This is a genomic window from Aquimarina sediminis, from assembly GCF_002895435.1.
GTDB classification, from domain to species: Bacteria; Bacteroidota; Bacteroidia; order Flavobacteriales; family Flavobacteriaceae; genus Aquimarina; species Aquimarina sediminis.
Genome location: NZ_POYJ01000004.1, coordinates 128,472 through 148,438, shown reverse-complemented (window position 1 = coordinate 148,438; position 19,967 = coordinate 128,472). Strand labels below are relative to the sequence as shown.

Annotated in this window: 20 protein-coding genes and 1 tRNA gene; 5 read left to right on the top strand and 16 right to left on the bottom strand. The window is 31.1% G+C overall.

The genetic code is table 11. The annotated features are described in order from the left end of the window. Positions 1–6 precede the first annotated feature (6 nt). Together C1X07_RS11420 and C1X07_RS11415 are read left to right on the top strand one after the other, a co-directional pair. Positions 7–1,308 carry a cytochrome ubiquinol oxidase subunit I gene (locus C1X07_RS11420; protein WP_103070151.1) on the top strand — a complete coding sequence of 434 codons (1,302 nt, stop codon included), beginning with the start codon at positions 7–9 and terminating at the stop codon, positions 1,306–1,308. Positions 1,309–1,310: 2 nt separating this feature from the next. Further along, entirely contained in the window at positions 1,311–2,348 is a 1,038-nt protein-coding gene (locus C1X07_RS11415) for a cytochrome d ubiquinol oxidase subunit II (RefSeq protein WP_103070150.1), read from the top strand. A 59-nt stretch (positions 2,349–2,407) separates the two neighbouring features. Here the strand turns inward: C1X07_RS11415 and C1X07_RS11410 are convergent, their stop codons facing one another. The 16 genes from C1X07_RS11410 to C1X07_RS11335 form a co-directional block, all read right to left on the bottom strand. After that, a complete protein-coding gene (locus C1X07_RS11410) occupies positions 2,408–2,854 on the bottom strand; it encodes an SRPBCC family protein (protein WP_103070149.1) in 447 nt (148 codons plus the stop codon). A 46-nt stretch (positions 2,855–2,900) separates the two neighbouring features. Next, positions 2,901–3,797 carry a helix-turn-helix domain-containing protein gene (locus C1X07_RS11405; RefSeq protein ID WP_103070148.1) on the bottom strand — a complete coding sequence of 299 codons (897 nt, stop codon included), beginning with the start codon at positions 3,795–3,797 and terminating at the stop codon, positions 2,901–2,903. Between the two features lie 49 nt (positions 3,798–3,846). Next, entirely contained in the window at positions 3,847–4,341 is a 495-nt protein-coding gene (locus tag C1X07_RS11400) for a MepB family protein (RefSeq protein ID WP_103070147.1), read from the bottom strand. Between the two features lie 83 nt (positions 4,342–4,424). Continuing rightward, complete coding sequence (locus C1X07_RS11395) at positions 4,425–4,865, bottom strand: SRPBCC family protein (protein ID WP_103070146.1); 441 nt, start codon at positions 4,863–4,865, stop codon at positions 4,425–4,427. Positions 4,866–5,026: 161 nt separating this feature from the next. Further along, entirely contained in the window at positions 5,027–6,679 is a 1,653-nt protein-coding gene (locus C1X07_RS11390; RefSeq protein WP_103070145.1) for a serine hydrolase domain-containing protein, read from the bottom strand. Between the two features lie 80 nt (positions 6,680–6,759). Further along, the gene (locus C1X07_RS11385) at positions 6,760–7,854 is read right to left on the bottom strand and encodes a helix-turn-helix domain-containing protein (protein WP_103070144.1); all 1,095 of its coding nucleotides are present in this window, start codon (positions 7,852–7,854) and stop codon (positions 6,760–6,762) included. A gap of 114 nt (positions 7,855–7,968) precedes the next feature. Then, positions 7,969–8,493, bottom strand: coding sequence for a hypothetical protein (locus C1X07_RS11380; protein WP_103070143.1), 525 nt, complete (start codon positions 8,491–8,493; stop codon positions 7,969–7,971). Positions 8,494–8,622: 129 nt separating this feature from the next. Then, a complete protein-coding gene (locus tag C1X07_RS11375; protein WP_103070142.1) occupies positions 8,623–9,246 on the bottom strand; it encodes an LbetaH domain-containing protein in 624 nt (207 codons plus the stop codon). Positions 9,247–9,427: 181 nt separating this feature from the next. Further along, the gene (locus C1X07_RS11370; protein WP_103070141.1) at positions 9,428–10,924 is read right to left on the bottom strand and encodes a nitrilase-related carbon-nitrogen hydrolase; all 1,497 of its coding nucleotides are present in this window, start codon (positions 10,922–10,924) and stop codon (positions 9,428–9,430) included. Positions 10,925–11,080: 156 nt separating this feature from the next. Further along, entirely contained in the window at positions 11,081–11,821 is a 741-nt protein-coding gene (locus C1X07_RS11365; protein ID WP_103070140.1) for a LytTR family DNA-binding domain-containing protein, read from the bottom strand. A gap of 292 nt (positions 11,822–12,113) precedes the next feature. After that, entirely contained in the window at positions 12,114–12,692 is a 579-nt protein-coding gene (locus C1X07_RS11360; protein ID WP_103070139.1) for an NAD(P)H-dependent oxidoreductase, read from the bottom strand. A 4-nt stretch (positions 12,693–12,696) separates the two neighbouring features. Further along, entirely contained in the window at positions 12,697–13,035 is a 339-nt protein-coding gene (locus C1X07_RS11355) for a hypothetical protein (RefSeq protein WP_103070138.1), read from the bottom strand. Positions 13,036–13,089: 54 nt separating this feature from the next. Beyond that, positions 13,090–13,671: a Crp/Fnr family transcriptional regulator gene (locus C1X07_RS11350; RefSeq protein WP_103070137.1), complete on the bottom strand. Its 582-nt coding sequence runs from the start codon at positions 13,669–13,671 to the stop codon at positions 13,090–13,092. 109 nt (positions 13,672–13,780) lie between these two features. Next, positions 13,781–14,515: a hypothetical protein gene (locus tag C1X07_RS11345; RefSeq protein ID WP_128755253.1), complete on the bottom strand. Its 735-nt coding sequence runs from the start codon at positions 14,513–14,515 to the stop codon at positions 13,781–13,783. A 253-nt stretch (positions 14,516–14,768) separates the two neighbouring features. Beyond that, positions 14,769–15,365, bottom strand: coding sequence for a DUF4738 domain-containing protein (locus C1X07_RS11340; protein WP_103070135.1), 597 nt, complete (start codon positions 15,363–15,365; stop codon positions 14,769–14,771). Positions 15,366–15,536: 171 nt separating this feature from the next. Beyond that, entirely contained in the window at positions 15,537–15,959 is a 423-nt protein-coding gene (locus C1X07_RS11335; protein WP_103070134.1) for a hypothetical protein, read from the bottom strand. A gap of 634 nt (positions 15,960–16,593) precedes the next feature. On the opposite strand from C1X07_RS11335, the gene C1X07_RS11330 reads away from it, so the two are divergent. The 3 genes from C1X07_RS11330 (at position 16,594) to C1X07_RS11320 (ending at position 19,933) form a co-directional block, all read left to right on the top strand. Then, positions 16,594–16,668, top strand: a tRNA-Pro gene (locus tag C1X07_RS11330). 338 nt (positions 16,669–17,006) lie between these two features. Next, positions 17,007–19,199 (top strand): tetratricopeptide repeat protein, encoded by a 2,193-nt coding sequence (locus C1X07_RS11325; RefSeq protein ID WP_241507240.1) that lies wholly within the window; start codon positions 17,007–17,009, stop codon positions 19,197–19,199. Beyond that, a complete protein-coding gene (locus tag C1X07_RS11320) occupies positions 19,196–19,933 on the top strand; it encodes a LytR/AlgR family response regulator transcription factor (protein WP_103070133.1) in 738 nt (245 codons plus the stop codon). The genes C1X07_RS11325 and C1X07_RS11320 overlap by 4 nt, the downstream gene beginning before the upstream one ends. Positions 19,934–19,967: the final 34 nt, after the last annotated feature.

Below are 19,967 nucleotides of genomic sequence, written 5' to 3'. Positions count from 1 at the left end.
TTATCTATGGAAAACCTTGACGCAGCAAGACTCCAAATGGCATTTACCCTGATATTTCATATTGTTTTTGCTTGTATTGGTATGGTTATGCCTTTTTTTATGGTAGTGTCTCACTATAAATGGTTAAAGACACGTGATCAGGTATATTTAACCCTCACCAAATCCTGGCAAAAGGGCGTTGCTATTTTTTTTGTAACTGGCGCTGTTTCGGGTACAGCATTGTCTTTTGAATTAGGGCTGCTGTGGCCAGAATTTATGAAACATGCGGGACCAATCATTGGGATGCCTTTTTCATTAGAAGGAGCAGCATTTTTTGTAGAAGCATTGGCATTAGGATTTTATTTATACGGATGGAACAAATTACCCGAACGGTTTCATTGGATTACAGGTGTTATCATTGGTTTGTCAGGTGTAGCCTCAGGGATTTTGGTAGTCGCTGCAAATGGATGGATGAATGCACCCAGTGGATTTGATTATATTGATGGAAAATTCTTGAATATAGACCCTGTACAGGCAATGCTAAATCCAGCATGGTTTACACAGGCACTACATATGACGCTAGCTGCTTTTACAGCAACAGGTTTTGCGGTAGCAGGAATTCATGCTTATCAAATTTATAAAAAAAGAAAAGTAGAGTTACACAAAAAAGCATTTCAAATAGCTATAACCTTTGGAGCAATAGCGGCAATATTACAACCTGTTAGTGGTGATATTTCTGCCAAGGACATTGCAGAGCGGCAACCCGTAAAACTTGCGGCGATGGAGGCTCATTATCATACAGAAAAAGGAGCTCCCTTATATATCGGAGGAATCGTAAACCCCAAAACACAAGAAGTCAGCTACAAAATTGCTCTCCCCGGAATGTTATCATTTTTGGCTTTTGCAGATTTTGATGCAGAAGTAAAAGGACTAAATGATTTTCCTGAAGATGAACGACCAAATGTACCTATGGTTCACTATGCTTTTCAAATTATGGTGGGAATAGGAGGTTTGTTGCTACTAGCAGGGTTATTATATTTTGTTTCCTTAAAAAAGAAAAAATGGCTTAATAACAATAAGTATTGGTTACTGTTTGTATTACTTGCTCCTATGGGGTTTATAGCCTTAGAAGCGGGGTGGATTGTTACTGAAGTAGGAAGACAGCCCTGGATTATTCATAAAGTTATGAGAACCAAAGACGCGGTAACACCTATGCCAGGTATTGTGTTTAGTTTTTATATGTATATCGTGGTATATCTTATGTTATCCGTTGCAGTTACCTGGCTTATGATAAGACAAATAAAAGTTTTAAATAATTCAAATCATTAAATATGCTGTTTGTTGTACTGTTTTTTTTGATTTTTTCCTTGTATCTCTATGTAGTATTAGGTGGAGCGGATTATGGAGCGGGTATAGTAGAGTTGTTCTCATCAGAAGAAAATCAGAAAATTACCAAAAAAACCATATACCGTGTTATGGGACCAGTTTGGGAAGCCAACCACATTTGGATTATTATTCTAATTGTAATTTTGTGGATAGCTTTTCCGGTATACTATAATATAATGGTTGTTAACTTACATATCCCTCTTACTATTGTACTATTAGGAGTGACACTAAGAGGCGTTGCCTTTGTTTTTAGACATTATGATGCTGTGATTGATAACTCTCAAAAACTATATGATGGGATGTTTAAAGTATCGAGTTTGATAACTCCTGTCTTTTTAGGAATGACATTCGGTGCATTGATTGGTGGTGAAATTAGTATTGTAGAGGATGTTAGTACTATGAGCTTTTATGAGGCTTTTGTAAAACCTTGGTGTAATGTATTTAGTATATTTGTTGGTTTTTTCTTTGCAGCACTTTGCGCATTTTTATCTTCTGTTTTACTAATTGGAGAATCTGAAGAAGGAAATGAAAATATTTATATTAGAAAATCTGCAATTGCGACTATAACTGTTTTTGTTGTGGGATTAGTAACCTTTGGTTACGGTTATATTTCTGGAAATGTATTTGTTCTGGATTTTATAAAAAATCCTTATGCAATGATATCAGTAGTGTTTTCTGCGGGATTATTATACCCATTATGGCGAGCAATTAAGAAAGGGAATACAGTTTGGAGTAGGTTTTTTGCAGGATTACAAGTGTTTTTAATTTTACTGGCAGCTTTGATTTCTCATTTCCCAGATATTATTATTACTAAAACAGGAAGTGTTAGTCTACTAGAAAATATAGCCCCTGATAGTGTTATCAAGGTTTTAGGAATATCACTTATCATTGGTGGGGCAATAATCCTACCAGGAATGTTCCATTTATTAAAGTCATTTAAAATGATTAAGATTTTAGAACAAAATAATACACCTTCTGCTTAATTTACTGATTGATGTGTTCGTTCCTTATAAACCAGTTGGTTAATTAAGCAGAAGGTGTATTATTTCTGTACTAATTCTTTCATAAGTGGGATTACCATATCCCAACCTTTTTTTGACTCTTCAAATCGCTTTTCTGAATTTTCAGATCCTTTAAAATCTCCCTGAATAATGATGAGTTTAGTTTTACCTTTCGATTCAACCAGTTCATAAGTTAAATTTACATAATTAGAAGGAATATCTTTTATGCCCATATTAGGATCAAACATAGTAAATGAAACTTTAGTCCCTTGGATAATATCTGTAATTTCCCCTTTTACATATACTACCTCTTTTTGATCTTCTGTTCGCCCTTTCCAAGTAATTTTGTTTCCAATTTCCCAGTTTGATATGACTTCACATCCAAACATATATTGTTTGGTCATTTTGGGATTTGTTATTAAATCCCAAATTTTTTGTTTGGGAGCATTAAAGGTGATTTCTTTTGTAATGATCATTGATGTACTCATTTTCTTCTTTTAGTTAATAGAACAAATTTGATGAGTTTAGTCGTGTTTAAATTGTAGTATCCGGATTTTTTCTAATACTATCGGGAGTAGCACCGAATTCTTTTTTAAAAGCATTAGAAAAATGTTGAGGAGAACTATAACCTATTTGATAAGCAATTTCTTTGGCAGATTTTTGGGTTCCCCAAAGAAGTCTTTTAGCCAGTGTCATTCTGGTTTTATGAATATGTCCAAAAATAGTCGTTCCAAAGAGTTCTTTAAAGCCTTTTTTAAGTTTGTATTCATTTAGATTAACCAATTTGGATAATTGAACAATGGTAGGAGGGGTGTCAATTTTTGAATTAAGAATCTCTTTTGCTTCAAATAATTTTTTTTTATCTGTGTTAGATCTTATAAAATTAAGTTCATTCTTTTTATTAAAAACCTCTGCTTGTAGCACGAGTAATTCAATGCTTTTAGAAAGTAGAAATAAATCTTTTAATTCATGAGTATATGAACAATTGAGTATTTCGTTTATTACAGATTGAATTTTAAAATTATTTGGTTTCCATTGATCAGAAAAAATGGCGTTTTGATTGTTTAATACTTTTTCAGAAAAACGTTTTAAAGCATCTGTTCCATTCTGAGCAATATCTACAAAAAAATCTGAGGAGAAGTTAACACCAAAAGTTTCAATACGTTTACTTTTATTGAATACCTCTATTTCAAGACCATCAGAATAGAGTATATTATTATGATGTCCTGTAAAAGTAAATTCAGAATTAAGTTGTTTACATTTAAAATCATAACTACCACTTAGTCCAAAATGTAACCTCACTAATTTCTTATCATTTTTAGATACATTTTTTCCGAATGAGGTATAATCAACAATATTATGAGAAATAGAAATGTTTTCTATTTCCCAGCTCTTATTTGTTACTGTAGCATTGTCGTGGTTTTTTTTCATCTTTTGATGTGAGTAGGATGATTTTGTATATCCTTCTGTTTTTTTTAGATTATTTCACGTTATACAACTCCGTCACTTTACTCATGTTTGTCAGATTACTAATTTCGTAAAAATAATCCAGTTGCCATTTTTGAGTTCGTTCTGCTTGTTTGTTTTTAGTGATGTCCCAATTTGGATAAACCCGGAAAGCTCTTTTTCCTTCTTTTTTACTAGTAGAGAGTATCCCTTTCTTAATCAATACAGCTTTTGGGAAAACAAATTGCCCCAACTTAGCATCTGTCTTTACGTTTACGATGTAAAAATCAAAGGCATCTGTCTCATCAAAAGGCTCAATAGACCCATTTTCGTTTCGTTGCCAAAAAGTTACGAATTGCCCTACTTTTTTTGGAGTGATTTTAGCATTTCTACTTATAATACTCAGTTCATTTAATTTAAACTGACAGGCTTTGTATTCTGTGCTTTCCAGTTCGGTTTTGAAGTTTGACATTTTAAGTAAGCATTGGTCATAAACTTCGGTTTTGATTTGAGTTAGATTAGTATCCATTTGATGGTGTATACTTGGGGTTTGATTAGTATAAAACTATTTAGATGTATGTTTTTATGATCTGGTTTTTGTGAAAACTGATCTTAATCGTTTTCATAGTTTTCTGCAAGTCGTTTGATTTTCAAAAGGGCTTCACTCCAAAATTCATCAGAGCGGTTCTTTTGTTTTTCGGTTGGAATATTGTCTTCGGTAATAGATAATTGTATTTGCTCGCTCTTCTTATAGAGGTCAAAAGTCCAGGTTCTATAATTTTCGGGCTCATCCGGTAGTCCATCAAAATTACTCCAATGCGAATATTGAAGTTGACTATTAGGATCTACATTTAAAAGGACTCCTTTTTCTTCATATGCATTTCCGTTAAATTCACCTTTGAAGATAATTGGATTTCCTATTTTCCAATCAGTTATAATTTCTGCTCCAAAGAAATACTCTTTCGCCAATTCTGGTTCGATCAATATATTCCATATCTGAGATAGTGAAGCATTAATGTCTATTGATGATATCGAAATTAATTCTTTACTCATGTTGCTTTATTTTTGATGTTGGTTAATAGTTTATGCATAGTATGGTTGTAGTTCAAAAGCTATAGCACACTAGATAAATGATGATTTATCTTTTATAGTAATAATACAAAAATAGGGTTTAGGGACTATTCAATCCAATGTTATATTATTTTTAGCTAACATCAGATAATTTTTTTAAAAACTATATTGTTTAGGTTTTGTCCAGACAGCTTATATCCGATAATCTTCTTATTTGCATTGAATATGAAATCTATTTTTCCAAAGAATGGTTCGTTTGAGTAGAAACTGTTTTTTGCAAGAGGCTGTAATGTAATATTATAATCGATACTATTATGTATAGCCATTAGTTTGTTCTCTTTTACGACTAAATCATAAGTGATATTATGTTCTATGTTTTTATAGGTTCCGATAAATTTTTCTAATTCTAAATCTTTAGATTTTGGCAATTGTATAACCGTTTTTTTGCAGGGGTAGTCAAAATCAGCAATACGAAAGTCAAATCTGTTTTTATAAAAAGTAAATTTTGAGTGTGGGATAAATGGTACTTTAAAAACATTTTTTTCAAGAATAGGCAGAAGGATTTTTTCGTTTGAACCGAATGTTTGAAAATACAGCTTGTTTTTTTCTGCAATGATGTTATAATACATTCCTGGAAACATTTCATAAGTTCCTTCAAGATTTTTGAAGTCTGTATTACCACTTAATGAAGCAGGATGTGTTTTTTGTTGTTGAATGGATTCTTTTAATAAAATCTCTAGTGATTTATAAATAATGTCTAATCCAGAAAAACCACCTGTATTTGACAAATAGACTAAGGATAAATGATGCTTAGGGACATGAAGAATATATGAACGGTAACTCTCGGTACCACCTCCATGAAATACGATATCTATTCCCTTATAGTTATCAAAGTAGAGCCCTAAACCATATTTTACTTTTTTTCTTGACGTAAGAAAAGTAGCCGTTTCCATTTTTTTATAAAATTCTAGTTTACCCACTTTTTGGCTATGATAATTCTTTGCCCATAGACTCAAATCATTTATAGTAGTGTATATACCAGAAGAACCAATTGTCGAAAGTTTTACTGGGTAATTTACATACATAGTATCCCTAAGCCGATATGAATATGCCTTTTTAGAGATTACAATATTGTTATTATCAATAGCCTGAGTATGTTTCATCTTCAAAGGGGTGAAAATCTTTTCTTTTAATTGTTTTTTAAAAGGCTTTTGTCCCACTCGTTCTATAATTTCTGATAATAGTATATATCCTGTGTTATTGTATTCAAATTTTTCTCCAGGGAGGTAATTGGTTTGTTTAACTTGTAGCAACATTGCCAGAACCTCCTTATGTGTCATTGTTTTTACGCCTTTTAGTTGTGCTAATTCATCCGGGTTAGGTAAGCCATGGGTGTGGTTGGTAAGTTGTTTAATTGTTATTGTGGCAGGTAACTCTTTTAGTTCTGGTAAATATTGCCTTATATCATCGTCAAAAGAAAGTTTCCCTTCTTGCTCTAATAATAATGCAAGAAAAGTAGTAAACTGTTTAGAAACAGAAGCGATATTGAAAACAGTAGTATCTGTTATAGGTTGACTATTCTCAATATTGGCTAAACCAATATGATTTTTGTAAATGGTTTCTTCATTTTTAATAATGGATAAGGTTGCTCCAGGTTTGTCATGATGGTTGTATACCATGAATAATGAATCTATCTTTCGGTATGTTTCTTTTTTTAAAATTTCATTTTGTGAAAAAAGAGATTGGGATAGAAGGAAGAGGAGTAAGACTCTTGTCATTTTTAAAGAATAACTCATGATGTTTTTTTTTGTTTGATACAAATCTGAGCTATTTTATTGGGAGAAACGTCCGAGTAAATAAAGTCGGACTAATTTATTTATGCTTTATTCGATAAGGCTTGTTTTCTATACTGTGTAGGAGTTTGATTTGTTATTTTTTTGAATGCGGTATAAAAAGACGACTTTGAATTAAAACCTACTTTATATAAAATCTCTAAGACAGTCACTTCTTTTTCATTTGGATTTTCTAAAATAGCTTTAGCTTCCTGTATTCGATATTCATTTATAAAGTCAAAAAAATGCTTCCCTAAATGATGATTGATTACTATAGACAATTCTCTTTCTGGAATATCCGTCTGAAAAGCCAGCTTCTGTAACGTTAATTCGAAATCTAAAAATGGCTTTTCCTTTTCCATAAATAAAGAAAGTTTCTCTAGATGTTTATTTTCGTTAACATTAGTTTGGGTTGTGTTCTTATCAATTGTTGATTTTAGAGGTCTTAGATTTATATTTATACCCGTAAAAAGTTCTGGCTTATACAAAGCTTTAAGAACAAAGAATACTGTTATAGATAGAACAGAAAAGCTTATTAAGATATTAATGTTTAGGACATACTCTTGTAGTGTAGAATTAGATAAATACCATCTTGTAATTACAAATGTATGTGCTATACAAGAAAATACTGTAATTTGGAATAGCCACTTATAGATGGCATAATTTGCGTTTGAATAATTCTCAAGATATACTGTTTTGTATTTTCTTAAAATAAAGAATATAGCAATGATGTAAGTAAAGAACTGTAGCTCGGCAATTACTTCAAAAAACATAAAACTTTGATTAGAAAATGACGTTATTTTGAAAATAAAAAGAAACAATAAGAATAAAAAAGCATGAATCACATGTGTTTTTTTGATCTTAAAATTAGTATAGCAAGCAGATAATACATAGAGATAGAATAGAGGTAATTGTAACAAACTAGAAGATGTTTTTAGAATATTGATGTTAGGATATTCTAAAGTTTTATTGGTAAATAAACCAATTAAATCAAAAGCGATAACCAGTAGATATAGACCAAATAGTATATTGGGTAGTTTGTGTTTTGTTTTGACCGTAAAAAGAAAAATAGAAAGTAGTATCATTATAAAAACAACAATCTTTCCTATGCTTTGAATTAGTTCTATTTTATTTTCCAATAATTTTGTGCTTTTTTTAAAGGATTTGTACTGGTTAGAATGAGATTTAAAAGTAACGAATTTGTATAATACTTCTAAGCTCTATGATTACAGATATCCTGTTTTGTATAATTTCTATTCCAAATTAATTATAAAACTTCCAGAGTCAAATGGGAATTTTGATATATAATTACCAGAAATTTCAGGATTTTTATTGCTTTTCTCCCCTGTGTATTCTATTGACTGTCCATTTGCGAAAGAAATTTTTGCTTTGAAAAAGAATGATGTTAAAGGTTTTCGGTTGATAGCATTTTTTTGATTTAGCATACTATTCCCGTTAAAGTTTTTTTGCCTAAATGTTCCATTCATATCCACAATTTTTATTTGACCTGGTTTATATAAGCTCCAAATATTGTAGTACAGGGCGGTTTTACTTTTGAAATCTGAATTCTCTATAATAGGATTTGGTATAAAAGTCAGTATTTTTCCATTTACAAGTTTATATTCTGTGCTGTTCCATTTTCCGTTCCAATTAGCTTTGTTAAATTCCTGAGGAATGCTAATTCTATATAGAATTTCGTTTGTAACGTAAATGAAAACGAATAGTACTCCTATTGAAATTAAAGTTCTTTTGGATATTTTGAGAATTTTATTTTTCAACTAGTAATTCGGTTTTTATAAATAGTTTTGACTATCTCCTATAGCAAGTATAACTGACCGATAGGTTCCTATGATTTGTTGTATAGTATTTGTAAATGTTTTTTTGTAAAAAAAAAAGAGCTATTCTTATTACAAAAAACACTGCTGTTGATCGATTAATTCTAACCTTTTTACGATAGCGTTTTTGTTTAATATCGTTCCAGGTGATAAAACTCCATTCGCACCGATTCTCGAATTATCACCGACTAATGCTCCAAATTTTTCGACACCGGTATCTATTAATTCATTGTTGTAGGCGATCCATATTCTTTTATCATCTCTTTCGTTGTAGTGGTTCGCTGCTATTGATCCAGCTTCAAAATTAACATTTTGACCGATTATACTATTTCCAATATAGTTTAGATGTGCGATAGCTGTACCAGCACAGATTATACTACTTTTCACTTCAGTACTAGGTCCTATTTTTACTGATTTGTCCAGAAATACACCTTCTCGAAAATATGTATTTGCTGCGATAGTACAATTTTCCATTGCAATAAATGGTCTTTTAATCGTAACTCCTTTTTCTACCACTGTAGATTTATGAATGGCAATTCCGTCCATGATTTCGAAATCAGAATTGAGGTTGGGTAGTATTCTTTCAATGATTGCTTTCAAATTAGAGGTAAACTCCCAAGGTGGTAGATCTTGAGATGTTTTAAAATGTTCGGAAATATTGGATATAAAATCGGTTACATTTATTTTTTGTTCCATAAAAGAAAGGTAAAGCAGGTTTGTGCATATTTTGTTTCGATTGTCCTAAGCCAAATATAAAATTTTACTTCTATTCTTTTTTCTAATTCCAAATTTTGTATTGGTAACCTACTAAAAACACACAGACGTTTTAGTGGTGCTAAAACGTCTGTGTGTTTTATTATAGTGGTAATTGGTTTTTTTAGTAGTCTAATGGTTGCCTTTTTTTTGTTGGTAATTTTTTGAGTCTAAATAGGACTACAATGAGCATTAATAAGCAATAATAGATAAAGATATCACCTATTAGAGAATATACAGTTGTAATCCCCTTTGTAGGGAGTTGGGTTATCAGAATCTTATCGTTATCTGTAAAATGATCCATCTCACTAAGTTTTTTACCTGTATAATCGAAGCCAGCTGATAGCCCAAAGCTTGTTTGACGTATCAAATTAAAACCTTGTTCTATGGCTCTAAATTTTGCCATATTGGTATGAATAGGATCGATGCCTTTCCAATCATTGCTTGGTACCAACATAATATCTGTGCCTTTAGCTTGTTTTAAATATTCGGGGAAATCCATATCAAAACAAATGGCAGATCCAATTATACCATAAGGTGTTTTTGATTTTTGAATGGCATCTCCTTTTATATTACTCATAGCTTTTTCTCCACCAGGAACAGGAATAACTTTCCAATACTCTATCGTCTTTTTCCCATTAGGGTCAAATAATACAAATTTGTTTTCTAATGGTTTATCGTTTGTAGGGTCAATAACACTGACTCCAGCTCCAAGATATATTCCATTTTCTTTAGCCATTAAGCTGGCTGATTCATATAATTTGTTTTCATCTTCTTTTAAAATAAAACCATTACCCTCTGCCCAGAAAACTATTTTTGCTCCCGCCTTGGCTTCTTTTACACTACGATCCAATAAATTTTGATTTAAATCAGAAGCTTGCTTTCTGAATTTCTCTTTACCACCTTTGAGATTAAGACCATAAAAATCATTATCGTAGATTCGTAAGTGATCCATGGCAGAAATAGAAGCTATTCTGATAGTTTCAGAAGTAGATTTCTGGAATAGCGCACGATAACCACCATATCCTAGCGTTAATCCGATAATTATGGCATATATCAAAATCCCTTTTTTAACTTTTACCCATTGAAATTCTTGAATGAGAATCCAATTGACTATGGAAGCAAACCAACCTATCAAAAAAGTGATATATCCCATTCCCAAAACAGAAACTGATTGTAATAAAAGATCTTGTGATTGTTGTGTATAGGCTATGTGCCCCCAACTGCCATATGGTAGAAATTGATTACTTAGATATTCAATAAAAACTAATGTGGCAGGGAAGATTAGTGTATGTAAAAATACGTTTCGTTTTTTTGAAAAAAGTACATCTATAAGATAGGGTATCGCGGCTATCAATCCATAAGGAACCATTATAAGAGCATACATGAGAAAGGGAAACGGAAGGATCTCATAATTCTGAAATAGAGTTGCAATAATTAGAAGCACACAGGCTAATAAAAAACCTTTAATAACAGAGAACTGACGAACTGCATAAAGTAACATAGTGATTGAAATCCAGGGAGCAAAAAATAGGGAATAACTACCATTTGAGACTAAAAGTAATAGTAGTAGTGTTACTAAAAATGCTAATTTACCGAGCTTATTGTTTACTGTTTTCATTTGTTTTTATTGTATTGATTATGAAACAAAAGTAAACAGGATCACTCCTCAACCTCAGTGTTTTTAGGGTTTAGGTATAAAACCAGCATTTTTAGGTACAAAATTTTTAACAAGAATCTGGACTATTACGAAAGGGCTGATTTTAGGTACAGAAAATTACAAGGATAATAATTGTTTCTTATAGCTTTTAGAAACGGGTAGTTCCATTTGAGTCAGATATATGGTACTCTGATCCTTCCAGGATTTAAAATGTGATAGGTTAATGAGATGCGAACGATGTATCTGAATCAAAAAATCAAGATCTTTTTGCAGTGATTTTAAAGAGGTTCGAATTAGTTTAGAATGGAGTACATTATCATGCAAATAAAAAATTTCAACATAATTCTGCGCATTAGAAATACATATTAATTCTGATTTTCTAATTTTTAGTATGTCTAACTTATTCTCTCCTTTGATGGTTAACACATCTTCTTTTATGGGGATTAATTTGATTAAGTACCTTCTGGCGATTACAACAATCGGAAGTGATACTAATGCTACTCTTAAAGTAATAATTGTATTAAACTGAAAAAAGGTGTAATCTCCATTTAATAAAGGTCCTTTATAAAAAATAAATGTCCCTATAGTATAAAGGACTTGATAAAAAAGAATACTTCCTATTTCAAGACCAAAAGACCATTTTTTGGTTTTGTCATAAATATATTTTTGAATAACAACGAGGCATCCATATGCTAAGAATGAGATGAGGTTAAATCCAAGACTTATTCTGATCCACCCTTTTAAGCCTAATGAACCATCATCAAAAGGTCTTACAAAAAACGCAAAAGCAAAACCCCAAATGCTAATAAATAATCCCACCAATAAGTGGTATTTAATGGATGGGTTTAGTTTATTCATTTCCAATTTATACTTGTTGATAGCAGTAAATATAGAATAAGTAGGGTAGAAAACAAGCGATTATTGAGGTTTAGTAGTAGCCAAATCTTTTGTGCCAATTGATATTGGATCAAAAGATTTGACCGACTAAGTGTGAAGTTATCGATTACGAGTAAGGAACTAAAAACGGTATTAATTATAAGTGTTACCGTAACATGTTTTTATTTTTATTTTACCAATAAGTATCATTAATTGGAATTAAGTCTTTGAAAATTAACTTGTTGTTTTATGAATAAAAAGAACGGATTGTTTTTTATTTATTCTTCTCTCCAAGTTTTTCAATTTTCTTTAACCATTTTTGCCTAAACGTATCCTTTGATAATCTAATGGGACCAATCGAAGTGATTTTAACAGATTTAACACCAATAAAATTCATTGTTAGCTTCTTCATTGCATTATGACTAGGACATCTATTGATCAGAGTATAGAACCAAGGTGGTTGATCTAAAGTACAAATTACTCTGGATGTTTTTCCTTTGAAACATGTATCCCACCATAATGAACCTTCTCTTTTTTTGAAGGCAAATCCAGGAAGCAAAACTCTATCCAAAAAACCTTTCATAATTGCAGGAACAGAACCCCACCAAACTGGATAAACCCAAACGATATGTTCTGCCCATTTTAAGGTTTCCTGAGCTTTTATCAAATCAGGTTCCAGTTCGGTTCGCTTCCGGTATCCAAATTGCAGATTTGGGTTGAAATCCAATTCTCGAATATTAATTTCCTTTATCTCAGCATTCGATTTTTGTGCCCCTTTCTTATATGATTCTGAAAGCCCAAAATTGAAACTTTCTTTGTCAGGGTGGCCGTTTATGATTAGTATTTTTTTCATATTCTTAGAAAAAAGGTTTCATTTTATTTTCAAACTGAGTGCCTGTTAAATTATCTGTTTTAAAGAACTTATGTAATACAAAACAAGCTGGCAGGGTTAAAAAGGCTGCGCAAATAGCGAAAGTGAGAATACTACAAAAAACATCTAAAGTCTGAGCTCCAATTTCTCCAATATATGATGAGATATTATCCTGTTGTTGTATAAAATAGGTATGAATAGAGTGAGCATAATCACTAAAACGAATTGTAGTTTCATATAGTAACCAGGATGGATAAAACCATTTTCTAAATGGCTCCCACCATTTTCCCCAAATTGATTTTAATTGTTTGTTGTTTTCTTCCATTTTGTTTCTTTTTACAAAAGTCACTTTAATAGAAGAATTATCATTTGATATAGATCAAATTCGGTTTTTGGGGTTTCTGATTCTACTTAAAGTTTCAAGTGTTATCCCTAGATAGGATGCAATATGGGTAAGAGGGATTCTGTTTGTTATATCTGGATGAATACTTAATAGGTGTGTATATCTTTCTTCTGCTTTAGTGAATTGAATTGTATATAATCTTTCGCATAGCCCTAACATGGTTTCTGTCACTATTTTACTAATAAAACGTTCAAAATCATGGTATTTGTTAGAAAGCGTGTCAATTGTATCTTTTGAAAATTCCAAAACCGTCGAATCTTCAACAAATTCGATATAATGAGGGCTTGGTTCTGTACTAAAAAAACTAACTATTGGAGCCATAAATTGATTTTCAAAGGCAAACCAGTCTGAGATATCTTTACCACCTTTTATATAAAATGCCCTTGCACAGCCTTGCACCATTAGATATGCTTTTTTGGAAAACTGCCCTTCGCGAACAACAATCTCACCTCTTTTGAATGTGCTAGTTTTTGAATTGGCAATGAGATCTTGTTGACATGCAGTAGATAAGGGAGCGTATATTTCTCCAACTTTAGTTAAGATTTTCTCACTATTCATTTTTTTAATGTTTGTTTGGGTATGTGGTTTACTATTTGGCGTTTTACAAAAGAGAATAACCGTTTGATTAAATATTAATTTTTTGCTAACTATTTAGTGTTAGTAATGGTCATTTTTCTTTGAACTCACTTTGTATCTGTTTTGAAAAAAGTTGTTCAATATTAGCTATACTTAGGCTTTTAATATATTCAATATCATCATCAATTCCACTACTAAAAATGAATCCATTTTCCTCGATTGCAAAACTCAAGATGCTGTCTAAAATAATTCTTGTGGTTTTTTCATCTATAGAATCTACTTTTATTGAAGTTAAAATGCGAGCATTTTTTTTAGGAAGGTTAATGCTATAATTGCCCTCCTCAAGTACCCTGTTTTTGTATAAATGTAATTGGGTTCTTACAGATTCAAAATTGGAGTTAACATTTATCGAAAATTCAGATTTCATAGATAGCTGTTCGTAATGCTCTGGTAAAGAAGTTGCAATAAAAGCAAAACAGCTTATTCCAATAACCATAGGCTTTAGAATTTTCGTTGGCTCAAAAAGTTTAGAATCCCAATTCCAATAAATATATGAAATTGGCAAAATGAGTAAGGCAATAAAATCAGAAGAATCTATTGTTCTATTCATTCCAATCCCATAAGAATGGGCAAGATGAATAAAAGGTTGTGAAAGTTCCGATTTCCAAAACACGAATAAAACTCCAGATAAGATATAAATAGCCTTAATTTTTTTTGGAAAGAAACAACTAAAGAAATATGGGAAAGCGAATAGACCAGCAAAATCAGATAATTTTCCTGTTATATAATTATGATATTCATATTTTAGGTATAAGTCGTTTATCAATAGTAAGAATATTGAAACAAGAAATAGAATCCTATATAAGTACTTGTTTTTAGTCATGAAGTTTCTTCAGAGTTAATGATAACGTTTAGTATATGAGTCGTACCAACACCAAATCTCACCTTTCTTTTCAGTTTTTCTAATGGATTAATAGTTTTTGGCTTGTGAAAGTATTGAGCCTTCATAAAAATACTAGAACAATGAAATAATCTCCTAGCTAGTATGACCACAATACATTATGCTTTTTGCAGCTTTTTTAAATTTCATCATCGACTGACTTTTTTATTTCAAATTTACCTGTATTTACATCAAAGAAATGTTGAAATGCGAATGTCCAGTCATCGCCTTCAGGTTTTGATATCACACCAAACAATTCAATTTGTTCGTCTTTAACTTTATTAAACGAATATCCGTGAAACCTAGAAATATCTATTAGCTGTTGACCAGCATTCTGTACAAATTTTTCTTTCTTAAAAATTGTGTCGATCAGAACCTTTGTACCTTTTTTTATAATCAATTGATGTTCAAAATCACGATACTTATGAATATTTTTTACTCCATCACTGTCAAATTCGTTAACAACATATGAATCTAAAGAATTTTGAATGATAGATATTTGTATATCCAAATTCCTAATCAAAGTATCGGTTTTGATAGTTTCTTTTTCTAGTGGAAAGAATCGTTCAATAGTGTCATTTATCGTTTGTTTTTGTTCAACAGGTTTTTTATTCAGAACCGCATTGGTTTTAGTGTTTGAATCTTTTGAATTGGATTTTATACTTTCAGGTTTTCGTTCAGATTTACATGAGATAAAACCGAACGTTAATACTAGAATTATGATTTTTACTTTCATATAATATTTTGAGTTATACACAATGTTTAATATATGGCAAGCAGAACAGAAAACAAACAATTGTTTTGAGTCAAGTCGTAGACTCAATCTTTTTTTTGTTTTAGCACTAAATCAAAAAAAAGATTGCATATCAACCGCTCTATTTGTTATATATAATATTGTAGTTTTATTTTACATTCCAGTAGATTCATAGATATAGCAAATTCCTGTTTTCGGATTTATAAAATATCTTGAACGTTCAAATTCATCAGTTTGATTTTTGGCATAAATCAAATAATTACTGTCTGTTTTAAACCATTTTGGTAATTCAGTCCATCTTGCCCAATCGTTTCTCATAGTATCTATTTCAAGTTTATTATATTCAATAAATTCATTAAACCATTTTTTGTCCGACTTAAATTTTAGGAACAATTCGTATTCCAAAGAGAAATGTGGTGACTGATAGTATTCCCCATTAATCAATTTAATTTCTTTTGGTGGTTCACCTTTAGACCAATATTTATATGCTTTTTCTGCATTTTTTGTTTCAACAGGGAAGCAGCTGACCAATAGTAATAGTAGCCCAAATAGTATTATTTTCTTTATTATTTCCAATCCGTATAAGTTTTTTAATTAAGCAAACATTAGATGAAGACCTTACTATTGTCGAACACTTATAATCATTTATAATCGTATCATAAGTGATAATTACATCCATGTTTTAGGAGGGAGGTTAAAATTACGATAATATTCTGTTTTTGAATGAAGAGTATTTGGTTATTTAGAGCTAAATGCTAGTTTTAAGACGGACCGAAAAGGCTTTATAACGCCCAATAGCCTGTATGTACACTGCCAATAGACCGTTATAAACGGTCAATAAGGCGTTGTTGTACTATCTATAAGGTGTTCGAGACGGTCAATATGGTGCTGTAACATCCCCATAGGGGATGTCTGAACGACCTATAACCTGTTGGTAAACACCCTAAAGGGCGTTGATTAACTACCTACGGGGCGTTAGCATCATCACGGCATATAATAAAAGCTAATTTTCTAATTTATCAGACAAATTTGAAAAAGGCAAATACTATTGAAACGAGCAATCTTTTGAGAAATGGAAAAAGTTTAAACGAGTTCATTTATTTAAACCCAAATATATTTATATTTGCGCCCCAGATGTATTCTGATACTTATCAGGTAGCCTTTTTGAATAGGCTATTCTATCAAATGAAAAAATAGAAATAGTTCTGAACGGGTAGTAGCTTAGTCCGGTTAAAGTGCTGGTCTGGGGGACCAGAGATCGGAGGTTCGAATCCTCTCTACCCGACATCTGATAATAAATCAATTTAGAAACACTGTTAATTGTATGATTTTCAGTGTTTTTTTATGATAGCTAATGTCGTCTTTAGGCAGGATCTAACAAGTGTACTTTCTTAGCAAGACTGCTGTAGTTTGATTGGGGTTTCAAAGTAACTTGGTTAGAGTATTCCAAAACAGCAATTGTTATTTATAGAGGGTTAATTGTAAGACTCATTCGATAAGCTAAGGAGTAAGAGAGAGTTGAATATTATAAAAAGAAATAAGAAATTATTCGCCCTAATCTAAAAATCAGTAGATTTAGCACACACTATTTTTATCAATACTTAAAAATTAGCTTAATAATTTATGAATCCCATCAAGGTATATATTCTTTCCTTATTTAGTTTTTTGTTTGTGGTAGGAAACATGCAGGCTCAACATAAAAAGATTGACAGTTTAAAAAAAGAACTAAAAAACTATACCAAGAAAGACACTGTTCGTGTAAAAATCCTTAATCATTTAGCTTTTTATAATGCTAGAAATAACCCTTCTCGATCATTGGTATACGCCGAACAAGCTGGGAAACTAGCTGACGAAATAAAATCCATAAAAGGAAAAGCCCGTAGTTTTTATATGAAAGGGATTACTTATATGGAGCAGGCTAAGTTTGAAGTTTCCATCAATAATTATAAAAAGGCAATTGAGCTTTATACGTCTATAGATGATTTAAAAAGTATAGCAGGTTGTAAAAATGCTTTGGGGGTTCTGTATAATTATCAGGGTAATCAACAACTTGCATTAAAATATTATGAAGAAGCATTGGCAATCGATGAAAAATTGGGAGTGAAAAAGAATATTCCTAATTATCTTTATAATATTGGGGATATATACTCGGACACGGGAAAATACGAAGAAGCTTTAACTAATTTTAAAAAAGCATTAAACGCCTTTACAAATAATAATAATGAATACGGAATACTTAGCTGTTTTAATGCAATAGCTATAGTGTATACAGAACAAGGTAATTTTCCACTATCTATAGAGTATCATAATAAATCATTAGATGTCGCCCAGAAGTCCAAAGATTCTATAGGCATTTTTCAATCGTTAAATAATATCGGTAATGTGTATAGACAGCAGGAGCTTAATGAAAAGGCATTGGACTATTATACTAAAGCACTAGATATTAAACAGGCTCATTATAGCACTAAAAAAATTACTGGCATAAGAAACAATATTGGGGGTATCTATATCGATAATAAGGAGTTCGATAAAGCTATTCTTTCTTTTAAAGAATCTATTAAACTGAGTAGAGAAATTAAGGATAATGAGCATTTGGCAGTTGGTCTTAATGGTTTGGGTTTTGCGTATTTAGGAATTAAAAAATATGAAAAAGCTTTAGTTAGTTTTCAAGAAGCTAATAAAATCACCTATACTAATCAAAGACAATACGATTTGTTAGAGTCCTATATAGGTATGGCAACTACGTATTACAATATGAAAAAATATAATCTGGCATTGATTAATGCAGAAAAAGTAGCTCAACTCGCAAGTAAGTACAAACTTTTGAAGCACCATAGAGATGCTTATGAATTACTCTCCAAAATAAACTATGAATTAGGAGAACACCAAAAAGCTCTAATAAGTAGTCAGCAATTTAAGATATTAGATGACAGCCTCTTTAATAGAGCAAGCATTCAAAAAATTACAGAAATAGAGTATGAATATAAGTACAAAAATGAGTTGGAATCTGCAGAGAAAAGAGAATTAAGACTGACTAAGACCGTAAAAACAACCTCTCAGAATTTAGAAAAATCACAACGAAACCTATTACTGGGTGTGATTGCTTTTTTGGTAACAAGTTTGATTCTGGGAGGGATAATTTTCTTTTTAAAACTAAGAAACGAAAAGTCTAAAACTCAAAATGTATTAATAGAGCAAAAATTATTACGTTCACAAATGACCCCTCATTTTATTTTCAATTCACTGTCGGTATTACAAGGCATGATTTTAAATAAAGAAGAGAAAAAGTCTGTTTTATATTTGTCAAAATTTTCGAAATTACTTAGAATTATTTTAGAAAACTCAAGAGACAAAACGGTTTTACTTTCTCAAGAATTAACAGCTATAGAGAACTATCTAGCGCTTCAGAATTTAGAAAAGGAGTCGTATACATATACAGTTGTGGTAGAGGAATCTATAGATTCCTCACTATTTAAAATCCCACCCATGCTAATTCAACCATTTGCAGAAAATGCGATAGAACATGCATTTGTAGATCAAAAAGAAAATAGAATCATCGATGTTCGACTTAAGTATGTAAATAAAGAGCTAATCTGTACGATTACCGACAATGGTATCGGTATTGATTCTCAAAAAGAAAATAAAAACCAATATAAAACATCACTGTCTACTACGATAACCTCTGAACGATTAAAAATGCTATCTAAAGATTTTAAAATGAAAGGTTCGGTAATTATTGAAGATAGACAAAAATATAATGAGCAAGGAACCATAGTTAGGTTAGTAATTCCTTATAAAGAAGTTGTAAACACATGAAAGCATTAGTAATAGAAGATAAGGAATATATTAGAAAAGGTTTACTTAACCTATTACAATTAGTAGATACAGAGGTAGAGGTAATAGGTGAGTGCGAATCTGTAAAAGAGGCTGTTGTTGTAGCAAATGCTTGTAAGCCTGATTTGATTTTTTTGGATATAAATCTAACCGACGGAACGGGGTTTGATTTTTTAGAACAAACAGAAAGTTTAAACTTTAAAGTTATTTTTATTACTGCATATGAAGAGCATGCTTTACAGGCATTAAAAATTGGTGCGATAGATTATCTTTTAAAACCTGTGGATATAGAAGAACTAGAATTGGCGTTACAAAAGGTTTCTGAATTATCAATAACAAAGCAAAAACAGCAAGTAAAAATTGTAAAGGAAGTCTGGAATAATGAAGACTCTAAATTAATATTATCACTCCATGACAGTTTTCAAGTTATAGATCTAAACGAACTATTGTTTTGCGAATCAGACAAAGGATATACTACTTTTTATTGTAATGATAATAAAAAGTATATGGTTTCAAAAACCTTAAAAGAATTTGAAGAACGCCTTTCTAAAGCTAATTTTACCCGTCCGCATCAATCCTTTATGGTCAATCTAAAGTTTATTGATAAGTACGACAAATCTGGAGTCATTCATTTAAAAAATGGAAAAAAAATACCTGTGTCTTCTCGCAAAAAAGAACAGTTTTTGAACGCATTTTTACATTGGAATAATCACTAAGTCCCTTCTTTTCACAGATATTTAATCAAGTATC

What these genes read in the sequence shown, in the direction of transcription:
- C1X07_RS11420 (WP_103070151.1), top strand. Translation starts at nt 7, where the DNA reads ATGGAAAACCTTGACGCAGCAAGACTCCAAATGGCATTTACCCTGATA.
- C1X07_RS11415 (WP_103070150.1), top strand. Translation starts at nt 1,311, where the DNA reads ATGCTGTTTGTTGTACTGTTTTTTTTGATTTTTTCCTTGTATCTCTAT.
- C1X07_RS11410 (WP_103070149.1), bottom strand. Translation starts at nt 2,854, where the DNA reads ATGAGTACATCAATGATCATTACAAAAGAAATCACCTTTAATGCTCCC.
- C1X07_RS11405 (WP_103070148.1), bottom strand. Translation starts at nt 3,797, where the DNA reads ATGAAAAAAAACCACGACAATGCTACAGTAACAAATAAGAGCTGGGAA.
- C1X07_RS11400 (WP_103070147.1), bottom strand. Translation starts at nt 4,341, where the DNA reads ATGGATACTAATCTAACTCAAATCAAAACCGAAGTTTATGACCAATGC.
- C1X07_RS11395 (WP_103070146.1), bottom strand. Translation starts at nt 4,865, where the DNA reads ATGAGTAAAGAATTAATTTCGATATCATCAATAGACATTAATGCTTCA.
- C1X07_RS11390 (WP_103070145.1), bottom strand. Translation starts at nt 6,679, where the DNA reads ATGAGTTATTCTTTAAAAATGACAAGAGTCTTACTCCTCTTCCTTCTA.
- C1X07_RS11375 (WP_103070142.1), bottom strand. Translation starts at nt 9,246, where the DNA reads ATGGAACAAAAAATAAATGTAACCGATTTTATATCCAATATTTCCGAA.
- C1X07_RS11370 (WP_103070141.1), bottom strand. Translation starts at nt 10,924, where the DNA reads ATGAAAACAGTAAACAATAAGCTCGGTAAATTAGCATTTTTAGTAACA.
- C1X07_RS11365 (WP_103070140.1), bottom strand. Translation starts at nt 11,821, where the DNA reads ATGAATAAACTAAACCCATCCATTAAATACCACTTATTGGTGGGATTA.
- C1X07_RS11360 (WP_103070139.1), bottom strand. Translation starts at nt 12,692, where the DNA reads ATGAAAAAAATACTAATCATAAACGGCCACCCTGACAAAGAAAGTTTC.
- C1X07_RS11355 (WP_103070138.1), bottom strand. Translation starts at nt 13,035, where the DNA reads ATGGAAGAAAACAACAAACAATTAAAATCAATTTGGGGAAAATGGTGG.
- C1X07_RS11350 (WP_103070137.1), bottom strand. Translation starts at nt 13,671, where the DNA reads ATGAATAGTGAGAAAATCTTAACTAAAGTTGGAGAAATATACGCTCCC.
- C1X07_RS11340 (WP_103070135.1), bottom strand. Translation starts at nt 15,365, where the DNA reads ATGAAAGTAAAAATCATAATTCTAGTATTAACGTTCGGTTTTATCTCA.
- C1X07_RS11325 (WP_241507240.1), top strand. Translation starts at nt 17,007, where the DNA reads ATGAATCCCATCAAGGTATATATTCTTTCCTTATTTAGTTTTTTGTTT.
- C1X07_RS11320 (WP_103070133.1), top strand. Translation starts at nt 19,196, where the DNA reads ATGAAAGCATTAGTAATAGAAGATAAGGAATATATTAGAAAAGGTTTA.